Source organism: Streptomyces sp. NPDC052682 (genome assembly GCF_040678435.1).
Lineage (GTDB): Bacteria > Actinomycetota > Actinomycetes > Streptomycetales > Streptomycetaceae > Streptomyces.
The window spans coordinates 434,569-452,361 of sequence record NZ_JBFATS010000003.1 but is presented as its reverse complement, the minus strand read 5'-3'; the positions used below and the strand labels follow the sequence as shown (position 1 = coordinate 452,361).

The window sequence follows — 17,793 nt, the reverse complement described above, 5'->3', positions numbered from 1 at the left end:
CCCGCTCCCGCCCCTGCCCCGCCGCCCGGCCCCCCCCCCCGCGACCACCCCCCCCGCGCGATGCCCGCGGGCCGGGGCGCCCCGCCGCCGGCCGGGCCCGCCGCGCGGCGTATCAGCAGTGTGCCGCCGACCCCGGCGGCCAGGCCCGCCGCCGCCCACCGGAGACGGTCCGTGCCTCCGGTCTCCGCGCGCTCGGCGGCGGAGCCCCGCTCCACCGGCTCCCCGAGCAGCCCCGCCCGCTCCATCCGGGCGTAGAGCGAGCGCGGTGCCCGATGCCAGCGAATGTCATCGTCCTCCACGTCAGGTGACGGATCCGACCGCACCCACGGTGTGCCGTCCTCGGCGACGAACAACTGGTCCTGCCGCCGCAGGGCCACATCGCGGCCCGGCGGCCGGTTGGTGTCGGGCCAGCCCCCGACGCCGGTCAGAGCCCACACCACCGTGACCCGGACGGGCGGATGCCCGCCTCGCGACCACGACTCCGGCACCCGCTCCGTCCCGGTGTACGACGGCTCCAGCAACTGCCACAGGCGGGTGAACCCGCGGCTCGCCGGAGTGCACAGCCGCCGTCTTCCCCGTGCTGCCGACCACCAGCGCCAGGTCGGGGGCGTCCCGGCCCCGCGACTGCGCGGCCGCACCGCCCACCGGCACGGCGAGCAGTGCCGCCACCGCCGGCACCACCACCGCGAGCCGAGCCCACGTGCCCGCCCCCAGCGGCAGCCGCACGCCCTCACGGTCGGACGTCATCCGATTCCCCCTTCGACATCACGGCTCCCGATCACACGCCGGGCCTCACAGATCCAGCAGTTCCTGCCTCGGCCCGGCCTTCCGTCGTAAGCGGTGCGGCCGTATCCGCGGGGCGAAGGGCCGCAGCGCCAGCGCCATCACCGCTCCTGCCGCAGCGCCTGGCAGCGCCCACCACCAGTCCGTGCTGTCGTTGGTCCTTGCCGCCCGGGTGCTGCTCGCCGCGGCCGCCGGTTCCGTCGTCGCGCTCGGGTCGAGGTCCCTTGCCGCCGGGACCGGGGCGACGCCGGAGGACCCCTCGGGGGAGGTCTCGCCCATCACGCCCAACTCCCTCAGCAACTGCCGCAGCGGCGCGGGATGCCGCGCGCGGTGCCACGGGCCGTCGAACGACCGGGTCGGCTCGGTGGTGGTGTGGATCCAGACAGGGCCACCGCTGCCGCTGCCCACGTACACCTGGTCGACCCGCCAGGGCGTCACGTCGTGGACCATCCAGGTGACGTTGATGTGCCGGGACGCCTCCAGGACTGCTTCCGGCGGCTTGGTGCGGGTGCCTGCGGTCCCTCCGAGCGGGCCCAGCAGCCGTTCGAGTTGCGTGTACTGCTCGTCGCCGTTGTACAGCGACGCCGTCTCCTCGCTCGCGGGCGAGACCACGAGCACACTCGTCGGCCCCCCGGCCGAGGCGGGCGACGCGGCCCACCCGACCAGGATCACGCTCGCCGCCAACGCACTCGTCCACGCGGTCAGTTCACGTGCCCTCTTCCTCCACCGCTGCATCCGAACCCCCGAAGCGACTGGTCCGCGCGGCCCGTACTCGGGCTGCCTGTCACTTCTGGTACACCGCCCGGCCCGTCGGGGTTCCCACTTCGCGCGGCCTGTTATCGGGGTCCACCGGACGACCCGCTGTCCGGCTTCTCCAACGAGGTCGCGATCTCCACCGCGCGCTCCTTGGACGACACGCCCTCCAGGCGGAGCGTGACGACCCCGTCACCTGCCGGCGAGGTCCACAGCAGGGTCGGCCCGGCCGAGCGCGTACGCCAGGTGGAGCGCTCGCCGTCCGGTCCCACCAGCGGAAAACTCAGCATGTGCGCCCGGGGGAACCACAGAGCCGGATCCGGGACGCGGTCGGCCGGGCTGCCTTCGATCGGCGGCAGCAGCTCGGGCTGTTCACGCACCGTCTTGATGAAGCTGACGTCCAGGCGCGCGCGGAACTCGTCGAGCCGGAGGGTGTGCCCCCGCTCGCGCCAGCACAGGCTGACCAGCACCCGCCCACGCGGCAGACCACTGACCGATACCGCGTCCGCAGGCCCCAGCACCCCGGGAACCAGGGGGCTGAACCCGGCCCGCCGTTCCGCCTGTGCCAGGGACACCGGACGACCGCCGCAGCCGGGCACCCGGGCACCCGGTGACGGCACCGCCGACGGGTCGTACCGCACCTCGACCCCGCCGAAGCCGAACCAGTCGGACACCGCGGCCCGCACCGGGGGCGTGAGCGCGAGCACCGTCAGCAGCCCGCACAGCGCCGCCGTCAGCGACCGCCACCGTGCCCGCGTCCAGCGCCGCACCGCGCGCAGCCGCTCCCCGGCCCCCGGCTGTTCGGCCACCGGCACCGGCACCTGCTCGGCCAGTATCTGCCCCAGCACCCGCTCGACCATGGTCTCCGGCCCGCTGGCCGGCGCGCCCATCGACCGCCCCAGCGCCCTCAGCTCCGCCCGCAACCGGGCGGCCTCGGCGCGCCGCCGCCCCGCACCGCCGGGGCCGTCACCGCCGTACGGCTCACTCACGCCCCTCACCCCCCTTCCGAGGCTCCCCGGGACGGAAGTCCGGCAGCAACCGGGCCAGCTTGCGCAGGGCGCGGTTCAGCCGGGACTTCACCGTCCCCCGGGGCCAGCCCAGGGCCTGGGCCGTCTCCGGTTCGTCCATCTCCAGCAGATAGCGGTGGGTGACGACCAGGCGATGCTCCTCGCTGAGCTTCTCCAGAGCAGCCAGCAGCGCCGCCCGGCGCTCCGTGTGCAGCGTCGCCAGAGCCGGGTCCGCCGACTCCGGTATCAGCGGTTCCGCTTCCACGAACGCCGCCTCACGCCCGGCCAGCGAACGCTGCCGCGCCGCCGCGCGCACGGTGTTCCTCGCCTCGTTGGCGACGATCGCCAGCAGCCACGGCTTGAACGCCATGCCGTCCCTGAACCGGCCCAGCGCGCAGTACGCCTTGACGAAGGCCTGCTGCACCACGTCCTCCGCGTCCGCACCCGCCCCCAGCGCGGTGGCCGCCCTCAGCGCGATGCCGGCATGGGCGCGCACCAGCTCCGCGTACGCCTCCGGCTCTCCGGCGCGTACGCGTGCGATCACCGCGGCCTCATCGACGATGCGGCCCCCCTCCCGCGTCCTCACAGTCTTGTTACACCGCAGGGCACGGATCGGTTCCCACCTGTTTCGGGCCAGTTCCGGACCGGGCCGCGCGACCTGAGAGAATGGTGGGCATGTCCTCTGATCGCCCTCGCGTGCTCTCCGGGATCCAGCCCACCGCCGGCTCGTTCCACCTCGGCAACTACCTCGGCGCCGTCCGCCAGTGGGTGGCCCTGCAGGAGACCCACGACGCGTTCTACATGGTCGTCGACCTGCACGCGATCACCGTTGCGCAGGACCCGAAGGACCTGCGGGCCAACACCCGGCTGGCCGCCGCCCAGCTGCTGGCCGCCGGGCTCGACCCGGAGCGGTGCACGCTCTTCGTGCAGAGCCACGTTCCCGAGCACGCCCAGCTGGCCTGGGTCATGAACTGCCTCACCGGCTTCGGCGAGGCCTCCCGCATGACCCAGTTCAAGGACAAGTCCGCCAAGCAGGGCGCCGACCGCGCCTCCGTCGGCCTGTTCACGTACCCGATCCTCCAGGTCGCGGACATCCTGCTCTACCAGGCGCACGAGGTGCCGGTCGGCGAGGACCAGCGCCAGCACATCGAGCTGACCCGCGACCTCGCCGAGCGCTTCAACGCCCGGTTCGGCCCGACCTTCACCGTGCCGAAGCCGTACATCCTCAAGGAGACGGCGAAGATCTACGACCTTCAGGACCCGTCGATCAAGATGAGCAAGTCGGCGTCCACCCCGAAGGGCCTGATCAACCTGCTCGACGAGCCGAAGACCACCGCCAAGAAGGTCAAGAGCGCGGTCACGGACACCGACACCGTCATCCGCTACGACGTCGAGAACAAGCCGGGCGTCTCCAACCTGCTCACCATCTACGCCACGCTCACCGGCAAGTCGATCGCCGAGCTGGAGCGGGAGTACGAGGGCAAGATGTACGGCGCGCTCAAGACGGACCTCGCCGAGGTGATGGTCGCGTTCGTCACACCGTTCCGGGAGCGCACCCAGCAGTACCTCGACGACCCCGAGACGCTCGACTCGATCCTCGCCAAGGGCGCGGAGAAGGCGCGTGCCGTCGCCGCGGAGACCCTCTCCCAGGCGTACGACAAGGTCGGATTCCTGCCCGCCAAGCACTGAATCCGCCCGCCGCGCCAGGCGCACCACCGAGAGCGCTGCACATCACTCCGCTTGCGCCTGCCCGCGGCCCGGTCGTGGCCGTACAGTCGATAACCGGGTGACGCGCCGGCGGCCACTCGCGCTCAGCAACGAGACGAGCTTCACCTACACAACGACAGGAGACGACGTGGGGACCGTAACGATCGGTGTCTCGATCGCGGTCCCGGAGCCTCACGGCAGCCAGCTCCAGCAGCTGCGCGCGGGCTTCGGCGACGCCGCGGCTCACGGCATCCCCACGCACGTCACCCTGCTGCCGCCGACCGAGATCGACGAGGCCGACCTGCCGGCCGTCGAGGCGCACCTGACCGAGGTCGCCACGGCCGGCCGGCCGTTCCCCATGCGGCTGTCCGGCACCGGCACCTTCCGGCCGCTGTCGCCTGTGGTGTACGTCTGCGTCGTCGAGGGCGCCGAGGCCTGCACCTGGCTCCAGAAGCAGGTCCGCGACGCCTCCGGCCCGGTCGCGCGCGAGCTGCAGTTCCCCTACCACCCGCACGTCACCGTCGCGCACGGCATCGACGAGGCCGCGATGGACCGGGCGTACGAGGAACTCGCCGACTACGAGGCCCAGTGGCCGTGCACCGGCTTCGCCCTGTACGAGCAGGGCGCCGACGGGGTGTGGCGCAAACTGCGCGAGTTCCCCTTCGGGTCGGCCGTGGTGCCCCCGCAGGGCGGGCCCGTGGAGCGCGGCTCGCTCACCACCGGCTGACCCGGTCCCTCACAGCGGCAGCCGGCGGAACACCCCGCGCGGCAGGTGTCGCAGCGCCGACATCACCACCCGCAGCGCGCCCGGCACCCACACCGTCTCCGAGCGCCGCCGCAGCCCCAGCTCGACGGCCGCGGCGACCGCCTCCGGCGTCGTCGCCAGCGGCGTCTCCTCCAGACCGGCGGTCATCCTCGTCCGGACGAACCCGGGGCGTACGACCATGACGTGCACGCCCGTGCCGTGCAGCGCGTCGCCCAGGCCCTGGGCGAAGGCGTCCAGGCCGGCCTTGCTGGAGCCGTAGATGAAGTTGGCGCGGCGGGCCCGCTCGCCCGCGACCGAGGACAGCACGACCAGCGAGCCGTGACCCTGCGACTGCAGCGCCCGGGCGCACACCAGGCCCGCCGAGACCGCGCCGGTGTAGTTGGTCTGCGCGACGCGGACTGCGGCCTGCGGGTCCCGCTCGTCGCGGGCCTGGTCGCCGAGCACGCCGAAGGCCAGCAGCACCAGGTCGACGTCGCCCTCGGCGAAGACCTTGCCGAGCACGTTCTCGTGGGAGCCGGGGTCGAGCGCGTCGAAGGCGACGGTGTGCACGTCCGCGCCCAGGTGGCGCAGGTCCTCGGCGGCCTGCTCCAGGGCGGGGGAGGGGCGGCCCGCCAGCCAGACCGTGCGGGTGCGGCGGGCGATCAGACGGCGTGCGGTGGCCAGCGCGATCTCGGACGTACCGCCGAGGACGAGCAGGGACTGGGGGAGGCCGAAGGCGTCCTTCACGACAGCTCCTAGAGGGTGCTCAGAGACGGAGGCGGCGGGACAGGTCGGAGGTGAACACCCCGCGCGGGTCCAGCTCCGCGCGCAGGGCGCGGAAGTCGTCCAGGCGCGGGTACATGGCGGCGAGCAGCTCCGGCCGCAGCCGGGAGTCCTTGGCCAGGTACACCCGTCCGCCCGCCGCGGCCACCTCCTCGTCGAGTCCGTCGAGGAAGGCGCCGAGGCCGGGCAGGTTCGCCGGGATGTCCAGCGCGAGCGTCCAGCCGGGCACGGGGAACGACAGCCAGCCCGGGTCGGCCTCGCCGAACCGTTTGAGGACCGCCAGGAAGGACGGGCAGCGGCGCCGCGAGATGCGGTGCACGATCCGGCGCAGCGCCTCCTCCTGGCCGTATCCGACGACGAACTGGTACTGCACGAAGCCGCCGCGGCCGTAGACCCGGTTCCAGTGGGGGACGCCGTCCAGGGGGTGGAAGAAGGCCGGGATCCGCTGGAGTTCGCCGGTACGCGCGCGGGGCGCCCTGCGGTACCAGAGCTCGTTGAACAGGGCCACCGTCCGCCGGGTGAGCAGCCCCTCGGGCACGTAGGCGGGGGCGGCCGGGAAGCGGGGCGTGCGGAAGGCCAGCGGGTCGCGCCACGCGCGCGTGCCCTCGCGCAGGGCGTCCAGCGGCGCGTGGTCGCCGCGGGTGAGGACCGCGCGGCCGGTCGCCGCGCCGCGCGCCAGCAGGTCGATCCAGGCGACCGAGTAGCGGTAGCGGTGGTCGGTGGCCGTCAGGCGGGCCATCAGGTCGTCCAGGTCCGCGGCGCGCTCGGTGTCGACCGCCATGAGCGAGGTCTCGACCGGCAGCAGCCGGACCGTCGCCGTGAGGATCACGCCCGTCAGGCCCATGCCGCCCGCCGTGGCGTCGAACAGGGGCGTGCCGGGGCGCACCGTGCGGATCGTGCCGTCGGCGGTGAGCAGCTCGAAGGAGAGCACGTGCCGGGAGAAGGAGCCCGAGACGTGGTGGTTCTTGCCGTGGATGTCCGCCCCGATCGCCCCGCCGACGGTGACGTACCGTGTGCCGGGCGTCACCGGCACGAACCAGCCGAGCGGCAGCAGCACCTCCATCAGCCGGTGCAGGGAGACTCCCGCGTCGCACAGCGCGGTCCCGCCGTCCGCGTCGATCGCGTGGACGCGGTCCAGGGCCGTCATGTCGAGCACGGCCCCGCCGGCGTTCTGTGCCGCGTCGCCGTACGCCCGTCCCAGGCCCCGGGGGATGCCGCCGCGCGCCCCGCAGTCCCGGACGGCGGCCGCGGCCTCCTCGTACGTCCGCGGACGGATCAGGCGGGCTGTGGTGGGGGCGGTGCGGCCCCACCCCGTGACGGAAACGATGTCGGCAGACATGGCGGTGACCGTATCGCCCTGATTCGAGTAATCAGTTCGAGAACATGGCAAGCTTCCCCGAAATGGGTGATTAATGGGATGTCGCTCAATATTGCCGGAGTTCTGGGCGGGTCGGCGTGAACAGTGAGTGCCCATGGACCACCTGGACCACGACCATCGGGACCACGACCATCGGGACCACCTCGACCACAAGGACGACTGGGACCACCGGATCGTCGCGGCGCTCCGCGCCCGCGGTGTCGACCCGCGGGTGGCCGCCGCCGCGCGTGCCCTGTCCTGGGCCGGTGAGCACGGGGCGCTGTGGCTCGCGGCCGGCCTCACCGGAGCCGCCGTGGACGGCACCCGGCGCCGCGCCTGGCTGCGCGGCACGGCGCTCACCGCGGGCGCGCACCTCGCCAGCATGGGCGTGAAGCGGATCGTGCGCCGCCCGCGCCCCCCGCATGTCGCACCCCTGGTGCGCACCGCCGGCCGGCACTCCTTCCCGAGCTCGCACGCCACCTCCGCGGCGGCCGCCGCGGTCGCCTTCGGCGCCCTGGGGGCGTACGCGGTGCCGCCACTGGCCGCCGCGGTGTGCCTGTCCCGACTGGTCGCCGGGGTCCACTACCCGTCGGACGTGGCGGCGGGCGCGGCCCTCGGCGCGCTCACGGCGGGCGTGGGCGCGCGCTGGATGCGCGGGGGCACCACAGGTGGGGAGGGGCGCGCATGACCGAGGCCGCGCCGATGACGGGACCCGCGCGCAGCGCCGCGCTGCTGCAGCAGCGCGGGCCCCGTCGCCCCCCGGCACCACCCCGCCGTGAAGGCACCCTCCTGGGCGGTCTGCTGCGGACCGCACGCCCCAAGCAGTGGGTCAAGAACCTCCTGGTCATCGCCGCCCCCGCCGCCGCGGGCGAGCTCTTCTCCCGCCCCGCCCTGCTGCAACTCCCGCTTGTCTTCGTCCTGTTCACGGCCTGTGCCGCCGCCGTCTACCTCGTCAACGACGCCCGCGACGCCGAGGCCGACCGCGCCCACCCCGTCAAACGCCACCGGCCCGTCGCCGCCGGACAGGTCCCGGTGCCCGTCGCGTACGCCGTCGGCGCCGGCCTCGCCGTCCTCGCCCCGGCCATCGCCGCCTGGCGCTGCTCCCCGGCCGTCTGCGCCCTGCTGGTGGCCTACCTGGCGCTGCAACTGGCGTACTGCGTCAGCCTCAAGCACGTCCTGGTCGTCGACCTCGCCGTCGTCACGACCGGGTTCCTGATGCGGGCGGTGGTGGGCGGGCTCGCGCTCGGCATCCCGCTGTCGCGCTGGTTCCTGATCACCACCGGTTTCGGCGCGCTGTTCATGGTGGCGGCCAAGCGCTACTCCGAGGCCGTGCAGATGGCCGGAAAAGCAGGGGCCACGCGCGCGTTGCTCACCGAGTACACCACCGGCTACCTCCGCTTCGTCTGGCAGCTCGCGGCCGGGGTCGCCGTCCTCGGCTACTGCCTGTGGGCCCTGGAGGAAGGCGGTGTCCCGCACACCAGCGTGCTGCCCTGGCGGCAGCTGTCCATGGTCGCCTTCGTCCTGGCGGTCCTGCGCTACGCCGTCTTCGCCGACCGCGGCACGGCCGGCGAACCCGAGGACGTCGTCCTGCACGACCGCGCGCTCGCCCTGATCGGTCTGGGCTGGCTGGCGATGTACGGCCTCGCGGTGGCCGACTGGTGAGCGCACTCCCGCGGGCGGGCCTGGACGGCGGGCAGAGCGCCGGTCCGGAGCCGGGCCGCGGCCGGGCCCTGGGCCGGTACCTCTGGCCCGGCCGACGGAGGCCCCCGGACAGGCCCGGGGACCCTGACCGCACCCCTGACCGCCCGGGCCGGTCCGCCGACCGCCCCGCCCGCCGCCCGGACCCCGCCCCCGTCGCCCCGACGCCGAAGGGAAGCGGCCCGCCGACCTCACCGGCCCCGCCCCGGCCCGCCCGGCGCCCCGCCCCCACTGTCCCGGCGTCGAACGGAACCGGCCCGGTGGTTTCGCCGGGCACGCCCCGGCCCGCCGGACGCCCCGGCCCCGCCCCCGCCGACCTGGCGCCGAAGGGAGCCCACCCGCCGGCCTCACCGAGCACGCCCCGGCCAGCCCGGCGCCCCGCCCCCGTCGACCCGGCGTCGAACGGAACCAGCCCGCCGGCCTCACGGGGCACGACCCGGCGCCCCGGCCCCGCCCCCGCCGACCCGGCGTCGAACGGAACCAGCCCGCCGGCCTCATCGGGCACAACCCGCCACCCCGGCCCCGCCCCCGCCGACCCGGTGCCGAAGGGAACCCACCCGCCGGCCTCACCGGCCACGCCCCGGCCGGGCCCCGTCGCGGTGCCCCGAGGCCGTTCGTCGCCCGGCGCATGGGGCCGGGACGGCGCGCGCGCGTGCGCGGACGCCGGAGGGCTGCCGAGCCCTGCGGGCCCCGGCGGACCGGCATCTCCGCCCCTGCGGGCCGGCGGTGGCCGGCCGGACCGCCGCGAGCTGCTCGGATTCGCCGCTGCCGGGCTGCTGGCCTACGGCGTCGATCTCGCGCTCTTCACCTGGCTGCGCGGTCCCGCCGGCCTCGGGCCGCTCACCGCCAAGGTGCTGTCCTTCGTGGCGGGATGCACGGTGGCGTACGTGGGCAACGCGTGCGGCACGTACCGCGGCACGCGCGTGCGGGGCCCGCGGGCCTACGCCGCCTTCTGCGCGGTGAACCTCGCCGGCGCCGCCGTCCAGCTGCTCTGCCTCGCGGTCAGCCACTACGGTCTCGGCCTCACCTCGCAGCGCGCCGACACCGTCTCCGGTGCGGTCGTCGGCATGGCGCTGGCGACGATTCTGCGGTTCTGGGGAACCCGGACATGGGTCTTCCGCCAGGAGGGCAGAGTCGGATCATGGACTGGCTGACAAGGCTCCCGGTCGTCGGGCCGTGGCTGGCACGGCTGATGACCACGCACGCGTGGCGGTCGTACGAACGGCTGGACCGGGTCAAGTGGACCCGGCTGGCCGCCGCGATGACGTTCACGAGCTTCGTCGCGCTCTTCCCGCTGCTGAGCGTGGCCGCCGCGGTCGCCGCCGCCGCGCTCAGCACCGGGCAGCAGCACACGCTGGAGGACAAGCTCGCCCAGCAGGTGCCCGGCATCTCCGAGCAGCTGAACATCGACGGCCTGGTGCAGAACGCCGGCACCGTCGGCCTCATCGCGGGCGCCGCCCTGCTCTTCACCGGCATCAGCTGGGCCGGGCTGACCCGCGACTGCCTGCGCGCGGTGTGGGAGCTGCCCGACGAGGAGGAGAACCCCTTCCTGCGCAAGGCCAAGGACCTCGGCATCCTGCTCGGCCTCGGCGGCGCCGTCCTGGTGACACTCGCCGCCTCCACCGTCGCCTCCGCGCTGGTCGGCCGGATCACCCGGCAGCTCGGCATCCCGGAGGGCGGCTGGGGCGGGCTGCTGCTGTACGTCGCCGCGTTCGCGATCGCCGTACTCGCCGACTTCCTGCTCCTGCTGTACGTCCTGACCCTGCTGCCCGGCGTCGAACCGCCGCGCCGCCGCCTGGTGGTGGCCGCGCTGACCGGCGCGGTCGGCTTCGAGCTGCTGAAGCTGCTGCTCAGCGGCTACCTCCAGGAGGTGGCCGCGAAGAGCATGTACGGCGCGTTCGGCGTGCCCGTCGCGCTGCTGCTGTGGATCAACTTCACCTCGAAGCTGGTGCTGTTCTGCGCCGCCTGGACGGCGACGCGGAGCAAGCAGGACGAACTCCCGGACGTCACGGGCGTGTCCGGCGGCGCACCAGATCCGGCAGCGGCCAGCGGCGGTTGACCAGGAACGCGCCGCCCGCGAGCAGCACCAGCACCCCGCCGGCGATGCCGAGCGCGACGCCGACGCCGCTGGAACCGTGCGCGGCCGGGGCGCTGGCCACCGGCTTGGCCCCCGTGCCCGCCGTGCCGTCCCCGGTGCCGCCCGCCTGACCGGAGGGCTCCCCGCCCGGCTCGGCGCCGGCCCGTACCGCGCTCCTCGGCGGCACCAGTTCGCCCACCGGCTGAACCTTGCCGGCCGCCTTGAAGCCCCAGTCGAACAGCCGGGCGGTCTCCTTGTAGACCTCGTTGTGCTCGTGCTTCTCCGGGTTCATCACCGTCACGAGCAGCACCTTGCCGCCGCGTTCGGCGACGCCCGTGAAGGTGGCGCCCGCGTTGGTGGTGTTGCCGTTCTTCACACCCGCGATGCCCTGGTAGACGGGCAGGTCCAAGTCGCCGGCCAGCAGCCGGTTGGTGTTCTGGATCTCGAAGGACTTACGGACCGTCTTGCCCTTCTTGTCCTTCTTCGTCTCGCCCGGGAACTTGGCGGAGACCGTCGAGCAGTACGCGCGGAAGTCCTTCTTCTGCAGTCCCGAGCGGGCGATCAGCGTCAGGTCGTACGCGGAGGACACCTGCCCCTCGGCGTCGTAGCCGTCGGGGGTGACGACGTGGGTGTCGAAGGCCTGCAGCTCCTCGGCGTGCTCGTTCATCTCCCGCACGGTGGGCTCGAGGCCGCCGTTCATCGCCGACAGCACGTGCACCGCGTCGTTGCCCGAGCGCAGGAAGACTCCGAGCCACAGGTCGTGCACGGTGTACGTCTCGTCCTCCTTTATCCCGACCATGCTCGAGCCGGCGCCGATGCCGGCCAGGTCGGCGGGCGCGACCTTGTGCTTCAGCGTGCTGGGGAACTTCGGCAGCAGCGTGTCCGCGAACAGCATCTTCAGCGTGCTGGCCGGAGCCAGCCGCCAGTGCGCGTTGTGCGCGGCGAGCACCTGGCCGGACTCGGCGTCGGCGACGATCCAGGACCGCGCCGTGACGTCCTTGGGCAGCACCGGCACGCCGCTCGCGAGGTTGACCTGGGTCCCCGGCTGCCCGAGCCGGGCGCCGCCCACCGTCGACATCGACGCCGGGGGCGTGACGGACGGGCTCGCCGACGGGCTGTCCGACGGCTTCGGGGCCGCGAGGGCGGTGGGCGCGGTCAGCGCGGTGGACAACAGGGCGGCGGAAGTGACCAGCAGGGATCGCCTGTGGGTCTTCTTGGGTGCGGGCACGAGCGAGAAGGTACCTGGCGCGTGGGGGGAAGTCCCGCTTCCGCCCCCACCCCGGGAACGGAACCGGACAGACGGCCGCGATACTGAAGGCATGAAGCTCAGCCGCCCCGTCTCCTGGTTCCTGCTCGCCTTCGGGGTGTGGAGCTGGGTCATCTGGATCACTTTCGTCAAAAACCTGATCAAGGACGGCAGCGGGCTCGCGTTCGACGACGGTCACCCGACGGCGTACTTCTGGGTCCACCTGCTGCTCGCGGTCGTCTCCTTCGTATGGGGGACGGTCATCGGGGTCATCGGGTTGCGCGGTCTGCGCGCACTGCGCCGCACGTCATAGCGCGCACCGCCGCGCAGGGCACAGCAAGCGCCGGAACCGGACGGATCTCCGGGTCGTTCACCCAGCACTGCAACCGAAGGGGAATGCGTCGCGTGGTCATCGTCTTCGCGCTCGTCGCACTGCTGGTCGTGGCCGTCCTGGTGACGGCCAACTGGTTCGTGTGGCGTCGCCTGTTCCGCGACACGACCCGCGGCCCGGGCCGCATCCGCCGCGCCGGCGCCGTGCTGATCGCCGGCGGCTGGGCGCTCACGGTCGGGGCCCTCGTCGCCGAGCGGGGCGGCGCCCCGTTCTGGCTCCAGCAGACCCTGGCCTGGCCCGGCTTCCTCTGGCTCGCGCTGTCGCTCTACCTGGTGCTGGCGGTCCTGGCGGGCGAGCTCGTACGCCCCCTGCTGCGCCGCTTCCTGGAGCGGCGGGCGGCCGGCACGGCCGCACACCGGCCCAGCCCCGAGCCGCAACCGGTCACGGCGGGAGCCCCGGTGAGGACGGCCGGACCGCGGCCGGGAGCCGCGCAGGGCGAGGCCGAGCGGGAGCGGGGCGCCGAGGCAACCGAGGGCTCCCTGGAGGCCGGGTCCGCGCCCCACCCCGAGCCCGCCCCGGCCGAACCGCAGGGGCGTACCGCCCCGGCCCCACCGCAGCCGGCCCCGACCCCCGGCGCCACCCCGCCGTCCGGGCCGGCCGCCGACCCGTCCGGCGCCACCACCGGGCCGGCTCCGACCGGCCCCTCCCGCCGTCTCTTCGTCTCCCGGGTCGTCGCCGGTGCCGCCGCGGCGGCCGCGGCCGGGACCGTCGGCTACGGCACGTACGGCGTGCTGCGCGGCCCGCGGGTCAAGCGGGTCACCGTGCCGCTGGCCAAGCTGCCGCGCGGTGCGCACGGCTACCGCATCGCCGTGGTCAGCGACATCCATCTGGGCCCGGTCCTCGGCCGGGGCTTCGCGCAGAAGGTCGTCGACACCATCAACGCGACCCAGCCCGACCTCATAGCGGTCGTCGGCGACCTGGTGGACGGCAGCGTCAAGAACCTCGGCCCGGCCGCGGCCCCGCTGGCGCAGCTGTCGGCCCGGCACGGCGCCTACTTCGTCACCGGCAACCACGAGTACTTCTCCGGCGCCGAGCAGTGGGTCGAGGAGGTCCGCCGCCTGGGCCTGCGCCCGCTGGAGAACGCCCGTACGGAGCTGCCGCACTTCGACCTGGCCGGAGTGAACGACGTGGCAGGCGAACAGGAGGGCCAGGGCCCCGACTTCGCCCGGGCGCTCGGCGACCGGGACCGGGCACGCGCGTGCGTGCTCCTCGCCCACCAGCCGGTCCAGATCCACGAGGCCGTCGAGCACGGCGTCGACCTCCAGCTCTCCGGCCACACCCACGGCGGCCAGCTCTGGCCCGGCAACCTCCTCGCGGCCGCCGCCAACCCGACCCTGGCGGGTCTGGAGCGCTACGGCGACACGCAGCTGTACGTCAGCCGGGGCGCGGGCGCCTGGGGCCCGCCCACCCGCGTGGGCGCACCCTCGGACATCACGGTCATCGAGCTGGCGTCCCGCCAGGCCTGACCACCCCGCCCCGCCACGGCGCACGGACCGCGCCGCTAGCGCACGCCACCCTGCAAAACGGGCCGAAACCCACCGTTGGGTAAGTTCTTTCCCAACTCACCAGATCCTTCTTCCCCCAGGTCAGACCCGTGTGATTAGGTGAGCCGCGCCACCAGGGAGTGGCATGTGCACGGTGGCCCGGACAGGGCCTGGGGAGGCAAGGCCGATGCGATCGGTCCGCATACGGATACTCGTGGGACTGCTGGTTCTCGCGGTCGCCGGCGTGGGCGCCTGGCAGCTGATGCCGGCCCGGCACGGCCAGGTCAAAACGATCATTGTCGGCACCACGGACTCCGTCACCTCGCTGGACCCGGCAGGCGCCTACGACGCCGGCTCCTGGGCGCTGTTCAGCAGCGTCTACCAGTCGCTGCTGACGTTCGAGCCGGGCGGCACCACACCCGTCCCGGACGCGGCCCGAAGCTGCGGTTTCGTCGGCACCGACCTGCGCACCTACCGCTGCGAACTGCGCGACGGCCTCACCTTCGCGGGCGGCAAGGCCGTGACCGCCGAGGACGTGAAGTACTCCTTCGACCGCGTCAAGAAGATCGACTCCCCGGTCGGCCCGGCCTCCCTGCTGGACACCCTGTCGTCGGTGAGCGCGAGCGGGCGGACCGTCACCTTCCGGCTGTCCTCACCGGACGCCACCTTCCCGTTCAAGGTGGCCACCGGAGCCGGATCCATCGTCGACCCCGCCACGTACCCGGCGGACAAGCTGCGCACCGACAACGGTGCCGACGGCAGCGGCCCGTACACCCTCACCTCGTTCACCAAGGGCAAGAAGGCCGTCCTCGCCCCCAACAGCCACTACGAGGGCGCCGTCCAGGACAAGGGCGGGCCGGTCGAGGTGCGTTACTACGCGGACCCGGACGCCCTGAACCGGGCATGGCAGGCCAGGAAGGTCGATGTCGCCACCGACCAGCTGCCGCCCAAGGTCCTCGCCGCCCTCAACCCGAGCGACCCCAGGCAGCGCGTCTCCGAGGCCGACAGCTCCGAGACCCGCAACCTGTACCTCAACACCCGCCCCGGCAAGCCGCTGCACGACCCGCGGGTCCGGCAGGCCGTGGCCTGGCTGATCGACCGCGGCCAGCTCGCGGCCACCGTGTACGACGGAACCGTCGACCCGCTGTACTCGCTGGTCCCGACGGGGATCACCGGCCACACCGCGTCGTTCTTCGACAGCTACCCCAAGGTGGACCCCGCCAAGGCGCGCCGGCTGCTCACCGAGGCCGGGGTGTCCCTGCCGGTCCGCTTCACCTACGGCTACGGCAAGGGCGGCTCCGCGGCCCAGGAGGCCGCCGAGATCAAACGGCAGCTGGAGGCGAGCGGCCTGTTCCAGGTCACGCTCAAGGGCTACCCGTGGGCCGACTTCCAGAAGCAGTGGGCGAGCGGCAAGCTCGACGCGTACGCCGTGGGCTGGGTCGCCGACTTCCCCGACCCGGACACCTTCGGCGGGCCCCTGGTCGGCACCCACGGCACCATGAACACCGGCTACAGCAGCAAGACCGTGGACCGGCTCATCCGGTCCAGCCAGCGCTACGCCGACCGCAGCCAGGCCGTCAACGACATCGGGGACCTCCAGCAGACCCTCGCGCACGACGTGCCGGTCATCCCGCTGTGGCAGGCCAAGCAGTACGTGGTCACCAGCGAGGACGTCGGCGGCGGGCAGTACCTGTCGGACGGCACGGGCGTCTTCCGCCTCTGGCGCCTGACCAACCTGTGACCGGTGCTCAGGACGCCGTGCCGGGGTCGGGCAGCGGCTTGCTCATCCCCGGCAGGAAGTCCGTGAACAGCTCGTGCACCTCGCGCACCAGCGGCCGCAGCACCCGGAAACGGGCCAGTGCGACACCCCGCGCGGTCAGCCGCGCCCCGCGCTCGGCGAGCCGGTAGCTGCGCGCGCGCCCCTCGGTGCGGTCGAAGATCCAGTACAGCACGAGCCCCATCTGGGCGAGCCACATCAACTCGGGCAGGATGTCCCGCAGTTCCTCCGGCACCTTGGTCTTCGCACCGCGCAGCACCTCCCGGTGGACGCCGATGGCCTCCCGGCGCGCGTGCTCCGACTCGGCGGAGAACGGGCTGAGCGGACTGTCCGGGTCGGCGGCGTTCTTGAAGAACTGCACCGCGAACTCGTGGTAGGGCGCCGCGATGTCCAGCCAGGCTTTCAGCACACCCGAAAGACGTGCTTCCAGGTCGGTCTCCCGGTCCAGGACCTCCCGCACCGCCACCTGGTGCTCGGCGGCGATCCGGTCGTAGAAGCCCTGGATCAGGTGCTCCTTGCCGTCGAAGTAGTAGTACGCGTTCCCGACGGAGACCCCGGCCTCCTGGGCGATGGCCCGCATGGTGGTCCGGTCGTACCCGCGCTCCTGGAACAGCCGCATGGCCGTCTGAAGGATCAGCGCACGGGTCTGCGCGGACTTGCCGGGCGTCTGCGCGGACTGGTCGTGAGAAGCCCCCTCACCGGGGCCGTCGTTCTTCGCGGGCACGGAGACAGAGCCTAGGCCCTGCCCTCACGCCCTGGTGCGGTCAGGGCCGCCGTCCGAGCTCCGGGCGCTTGGTGTAGTCCGTGAACCCGACGACGTTCCCCCAGGGGTCCGCGATCTCCACGGCCCAGCCGGTGACCACGGCGGACGGCTCGTCGAGTGGCTCGACGCCCGCCTCGCGCAACGCCCGCGCCGCCGCCCGGGCGTCCGGCACCTCCAGCCAGACCCGCGCGGAGGGCCAGGGCGGCGGCCGGTGCCCGAGCCCCTCCTCGTGCCGCAGCAGGATCCCGGGCGTCTCCCCACCGACCTTCAGCAGCGCGATCCCGGCCTCGTCGAGCCGGAACTCCAGCGGGAACCCGGCACGCTCGTAGAAGGCGACGGCCTCGCCGAGATCGCCGACGGGCACCAGCACGTTGTCGAACCCGAGCAGCTCGTACGACTCGTCATCTGACATACCGTCAGAGTAGGCCGATGATCGGCCGGAACCGGTGATTGTCAGTGGTGCCTCGTACGGTCGGCGGCATGGGATGTGCACCAGAGCGCGGACAGCACGACCGCGCATCGGTCCTGGGCCCGCTTCCGGAGGGAAACGGGCCCAGGCGCGCGGCGGTCTGGCCGGCCGAAGCGGCGGGTGCCTCATCCAACGGCGATGCGCTTCTGCCACCAGGTCGTGGGGCCGACCACCTCGGATCCGGATCCGGTGTCCGTCCTGCTCGGTGAGTAGAACCGCACCGTACCCTTCCATCCTCCGGAAGGTTGCAGCGAGCGATGAACATGTCCCTCTTTCCGCTTTCCCAGGCGGAGATCGACGCCGGCTTCGATCGGGTGCTCAGCTTGTTCCATGCCGCCGAGGACGCCGACGACCACGGCTTCGAGGACGCGTACTGCGATCTGGGCGAGGAAGGGGACATCCTCCGGCAGTTGCTGCTCCGTGCGGGGGCCGGAGACCTCGCGGAACCGGCCGTCTCCGGTGGCACGCTGCTCGGGGACGACGGTGCCGGAACGGTGTGCACGGTGCTCTTGGCCGGCGACGTGGCCCGCGTGGACGGTTTCCTGTCCGGCATCCGGGTGGACGACGTGATGCGCACCGCCCCGGAGGTGCTCTCCGGCATCATCCGCGGACCGGTCCCCGACGGTTATCTGGAAGATCTGTCGGAGTACCTGGCCGACCTGCGCGACGTGTACGGCCGAGCCGCCCGCGCAGGGCTGTGTATGGCGTTCGTCTACGAGGGCTGAGAGCGAGCGGAGATTCAAGCGAAAGGGA

At 73.4% G+C, this 17,793-nt stretch carries 18 protein-coding genes and 1 pseudogene; 10 read left to right on the top strand and 9 right to left on the bottom strand.

The genetic code is table 11. The features are described from left to right. Positions 1-98: 98 nt before the first annotated feature. The 4 genes and pseudogenes from AB0K80_RS06915 to AB0K80_RS06900 all read right to left on the bottom strand — a co-directional run. A pseudogene (locus tag AB0K80_RS06915) lies at positions 99-660 on the bottom strand (hypothetical protein); the annotation flags it as partial. A gap of 132 nt (positions 661-792) precedes the next feature. Continuing rightward, positions 793-1,467 (bottom strand): hypothetical protein, encoded by a 675-nt coding sequence (locus AB0K80_RS06910; RefSeq protein ID WP_365666581.1) that lies wholly within the window; start codon positions 1,465-1,467, stop codon positions 793-795. Positions 1,468-1,619: 152 nt separating this feature from the next. Further along, a complete protein-coding gene (locus AB0K80_RS06905) occupies positions 1,620-2,525 on the bottom strand; it encodes a hypothetical protein (RefSeq protein ID WP_365666578.1) in 906 nt (301 codons plus the stop codon). Next, a complete protein-coding gene (locus AB0K80_RS06900) occupies positions 2,518-3,087 on the bottom strand; it encodes a sigma-70 family RNA polymerase sigma factor (RefSeq protein ID WP_365666575.1) in 570 nt (189 codons plus the stop codon). Before AB0K80_RS06900 ends, AB0K80_RS06905 begins: the two co-directional genes overlap by 8 nt. 131 nt (positions 3,088-3,218) lie before the next feature. On the opposite strand from AB0K80_RS06900, the gene trpS reads away from it, so the two are divergent. Both trpS and AB0K80_RS06890 read left to right on the top strand, forming a co-directional pair. Beyond that, on the top strand, positions 3,219-4,232 hold the full coding sequence (trpS, locus tag AB0K80_RS06895; RefSeq protein WP_365666572.1) for a tryptophan--tRNA ligase: 1,014 nt from the start codon (positions 3,219-3,221) through the stop codon (positions 4,230-4,232). 166 nt (positions 4,233-4,398) lie between these two features. Continuing rightward, the gene (locus tag AB0K80_RS06890; RefSeq protein WP_365666569.1) at positions 4,399-4,977 is read left to right on the top strand and encodes a 2'-5' RNA ligase family protein; all 579 of its coding nucleotides are present in this window, start codon (positions 4,399-4,401) and stop codon (positions 4,975-4,977) included. Positions 4,978-4,986: 9 nt separating this feature from the next. Here the strand turns inward: AB0K80_RS06890 and AB0K80_RS06885 are convergent, their stop codons facing one another. After that, entirely contained in the window at positions 4,987-5,742 is a 756-nt protein-coding gene (locus tag AB0K80_RS06885) for a decaprenylphospho-beta-D-erythro-pentofuranosid-2-ulose 2-reductase (protein ID WP_365666567.1), read from the bottom strand. A gap of 19 nt (positions 5,743-5,761) precedes the next feature. Then, positions 5,762-7,117, bottom strand: coding sequence for an FAD-binding oxidoreductase (locus AB0K80_RS06880; RefSeq protein WP_365666554.1), 1,356 nt, complete (start codon positions 7,115-7,117; stop codon positions 5,762-5,764). 133 nt (positions 7,118-7,250) lie between these two features. Between AB0K80_RS06880 and AB0K80_RS06875 the strand changes: the two genes are divergently transcribed. From AB0K80_RS06875 to AB0K80_RS06860, 4 genes are all read left to right on the top strand, one after another. Continuing rightward, positions 7,251-7,823 (top strand): phosphatase PAP2 family protein, encoded by a 573-nt coding sequence (locus tag AB0K80_RS06875; RefSeq protein WP_365666552.1) that lies wholly within the window; start codon positions 7,251-7,253, stop codon positions 7,821-7,823. Then, positions 7,820-8,797 carry a decaprenyl-phosphate phosphoribosyltransferase gene (locus AB0K80_RS06870; protein ID WP_365666551.1) on the top strand — a complete coding sequence of 326 codons (978 nt, stop codon included), beginning with the start codon at positions 7,820-7,822 and terminating at the stop codon, positions 8,795-8,797. The genes AB0K80_RS06875 and AB0K80_RS06870 overlap by 4 nt, the downstream gene beginning before the upstream one ends. A gap of 749 nt (positions 8,798-9,546) precedes the next feature. Beyond that, positions 9,547-9,987 carry a GtrA family protein gene (locus AB0K80_RS06865; protein ID WP_365666632.1) on the top strand — a complete coding sequence of 147 codons (441 nt, stop codon included), beginning with the start codon at positions 9,547-9,549 and terminating at the stop codon, positions 9,985-9,987. Further along, entirely contained in the window at positions 9,975-10,892 is a 918-nt protein-coding gene (locus AB0K80_RS06860) for a YihY/virulence factor BrkB family protein (RefSeq protein WP_365666549.1), read from the top strand. Before AB0K80_RS06865 ends, AB0K80_RS06860 begins: the two co-directional genes overlap by 13 nt. Here the strand turns inward: AB0K80_RS06860 and AB0K80_RS06855 are convergent. After that, positions 10,840-12,138: a D-alanyl-D-alanine carboxypeptidase gene (locus tag AB0K80_RS06855; RefSeq protein ID WP_365666547.1), complete on the bottom strand. Its 1,299-nt coding sequence runs from the start codon at positions 12,136-12,138 to the stop codon at positions 10,840-10,842. The genes AB0K80_RS06860 and AB0K80_RS06855 overlap by 53 nt on opposite strands. A gap of 91 nt (positions 12,139-12,229) precedes the next feature. Between AB0K80_RS06855 and AB0K80_RS06850 the strand changes: the two genes are divergently transcribed. From AB0K80_RS06850 to AB0K80_RS06840, 3 genes are all read left to right on the top strand, one after another. Then, positions 12,230-12,469 (top strand): hypothetical protein, encoded by a 240-nt coding sequence (locus tag AB0K80_RS06850; RefSeq protein ID WP_365666546.1) that lies wholly within the window; start codon positions 12,230-12,232, stop codon positions 12,467-12,469. A 92-nt stretch (positions 12,470-12,561) separates the two neighbouring features. After that, a complete protein-coding gene (locus tag AB0K80_RS06845; RefSeq protein ID WP_365666629.1) occupies positions 12,562-14,013 on the top strand; it encodes a metallophosphoesterase in 1,452 nt (483 codons plus the stop codon). Between the two features lie 205 nt (positions 14,014-14,218). After that, a complete protein-coding gene (locus AB0K80_RS06840) occupies positions 14,219-15,772 on the top strand; it encodes an ABC transporter substrate-binding protein (protein ID WP_365666544.1) in 1,554 nt (517 codons plus the stop codon). Between the two features lie 7 nt (positions 15,773-15,779). Here the strand turns inward: AB0K80_RS06840 and AB0K80_RS06835 are convergent, their stop codons facing one another. Together AB0K80_RS06835 and AB0K80_RS06830 are read right to left on the bottom strand one after the other, a co-directional pair. Further along, positions 15,780-16,532 (bottom strand): TetR family transcriptional regulator, encoded by a 753-nt coding sequence (locus tag AB0K80_RS06835; protein WP_365666543.1) that lies wholly within the window; start codon positions 16,530-16,532, stop codon positions 15,780-15,782. A gap of 40 nt (positions 16,533-16,572) precedes the next feature. Further along, positions 16,573-16,983, bottom strand: a complete 411-nt coding sequence (locus AB0K80_RS06830; protein WP_365666542.1) for a VOC family protein — start codon at positions 16,981-16,983, stop codon at positions 16,573-16,575. A gap of 314 nt (positions 16,984-17,297) precedes the next feature. On the opposite strand from AB0K80_RS06830, the gene AB0K80_RS06825 reads away from it, so the two are divergent. Then, complete coding sequence (locus tag AB0K80_RS06825; protein ID WP_365666541.1) at positions 17,298-17,765, top strand: DUF1877 family protein; 468 nt, start codon at positions 17,298-17,300, stop codon at positions 17,763-17,765. Positions 17,766-17,793: the final 28 nt, after the last annotated feature.

Excerpts from the sequence above, each read along its gene's own strand:
- trpS (WP_365666572.1), top strand. The coding sequence starts at position 3,219 with ATGTCCTCTGATCGCCCTCGCGTGCTCTCCGGGATCCAGCCCACCGCC.
- AB0K80_RS06880 (WP_365666554.1), bottom strand. The coding sequence starts at position 7,117 with ATGTCTGCCGACATCGTTTCCGTCACGGGGTGGGGCCGCACCGCCCCC.
- AB0K80_RS06875 (WP_365666552.1), top strand. The coding sequence starts at position 7,251 with ATGGACCACCTGGACCACGACCATCGGGACCACGACCATCGGGACCAC.
- AB0K80_RS06870 (WP_365666551.1), top strand. The coding sequence starts at position 7,820 with ATGACCGAGGCCGCGCCGATGACGGGACCCGCGCGCAGCGCCGCGCTG.
- AB0K80_RS06860 (WP_365666549.1), top strand. The coding sequence starts at position 9,975 with ATGGACTGGCTGACAAGGCTCCCGGTCGTCGGGCCGTGGCTGGCACGG.
- AB0K80_RS06850 (WP_365666546.1), top strand. The coding sequence starts at position 12,230 with ATGAAGCTCAGCCGCCCCGTCTCCTGGTTCCTGCTCGCCTTCGGGGTG.
- AB0K80_RS06840 (WP_365666544.1), top strand. The coding sequence starts at position 14,219 with ATGCGATCGGTCCGCATACGGATACTCGTGGGACTGCTGGTTCTCGCG.
- AB0K80_RS06830 (WP_365666542.1), bottom strand. The coding sequence starts at position 16,983 with ATGTCAGATGACGAGTCGTACGAGCTGCTCGGGTTCGACAACGTGCTG.
- AB0K80_RS06825 (WP_365666541.1), top strand. The coding sequence starts at position 17,298 with ATGAACATGTCCCTCTTTCCGCTTTCCCAGGCGGAGATCGACGCCGGC.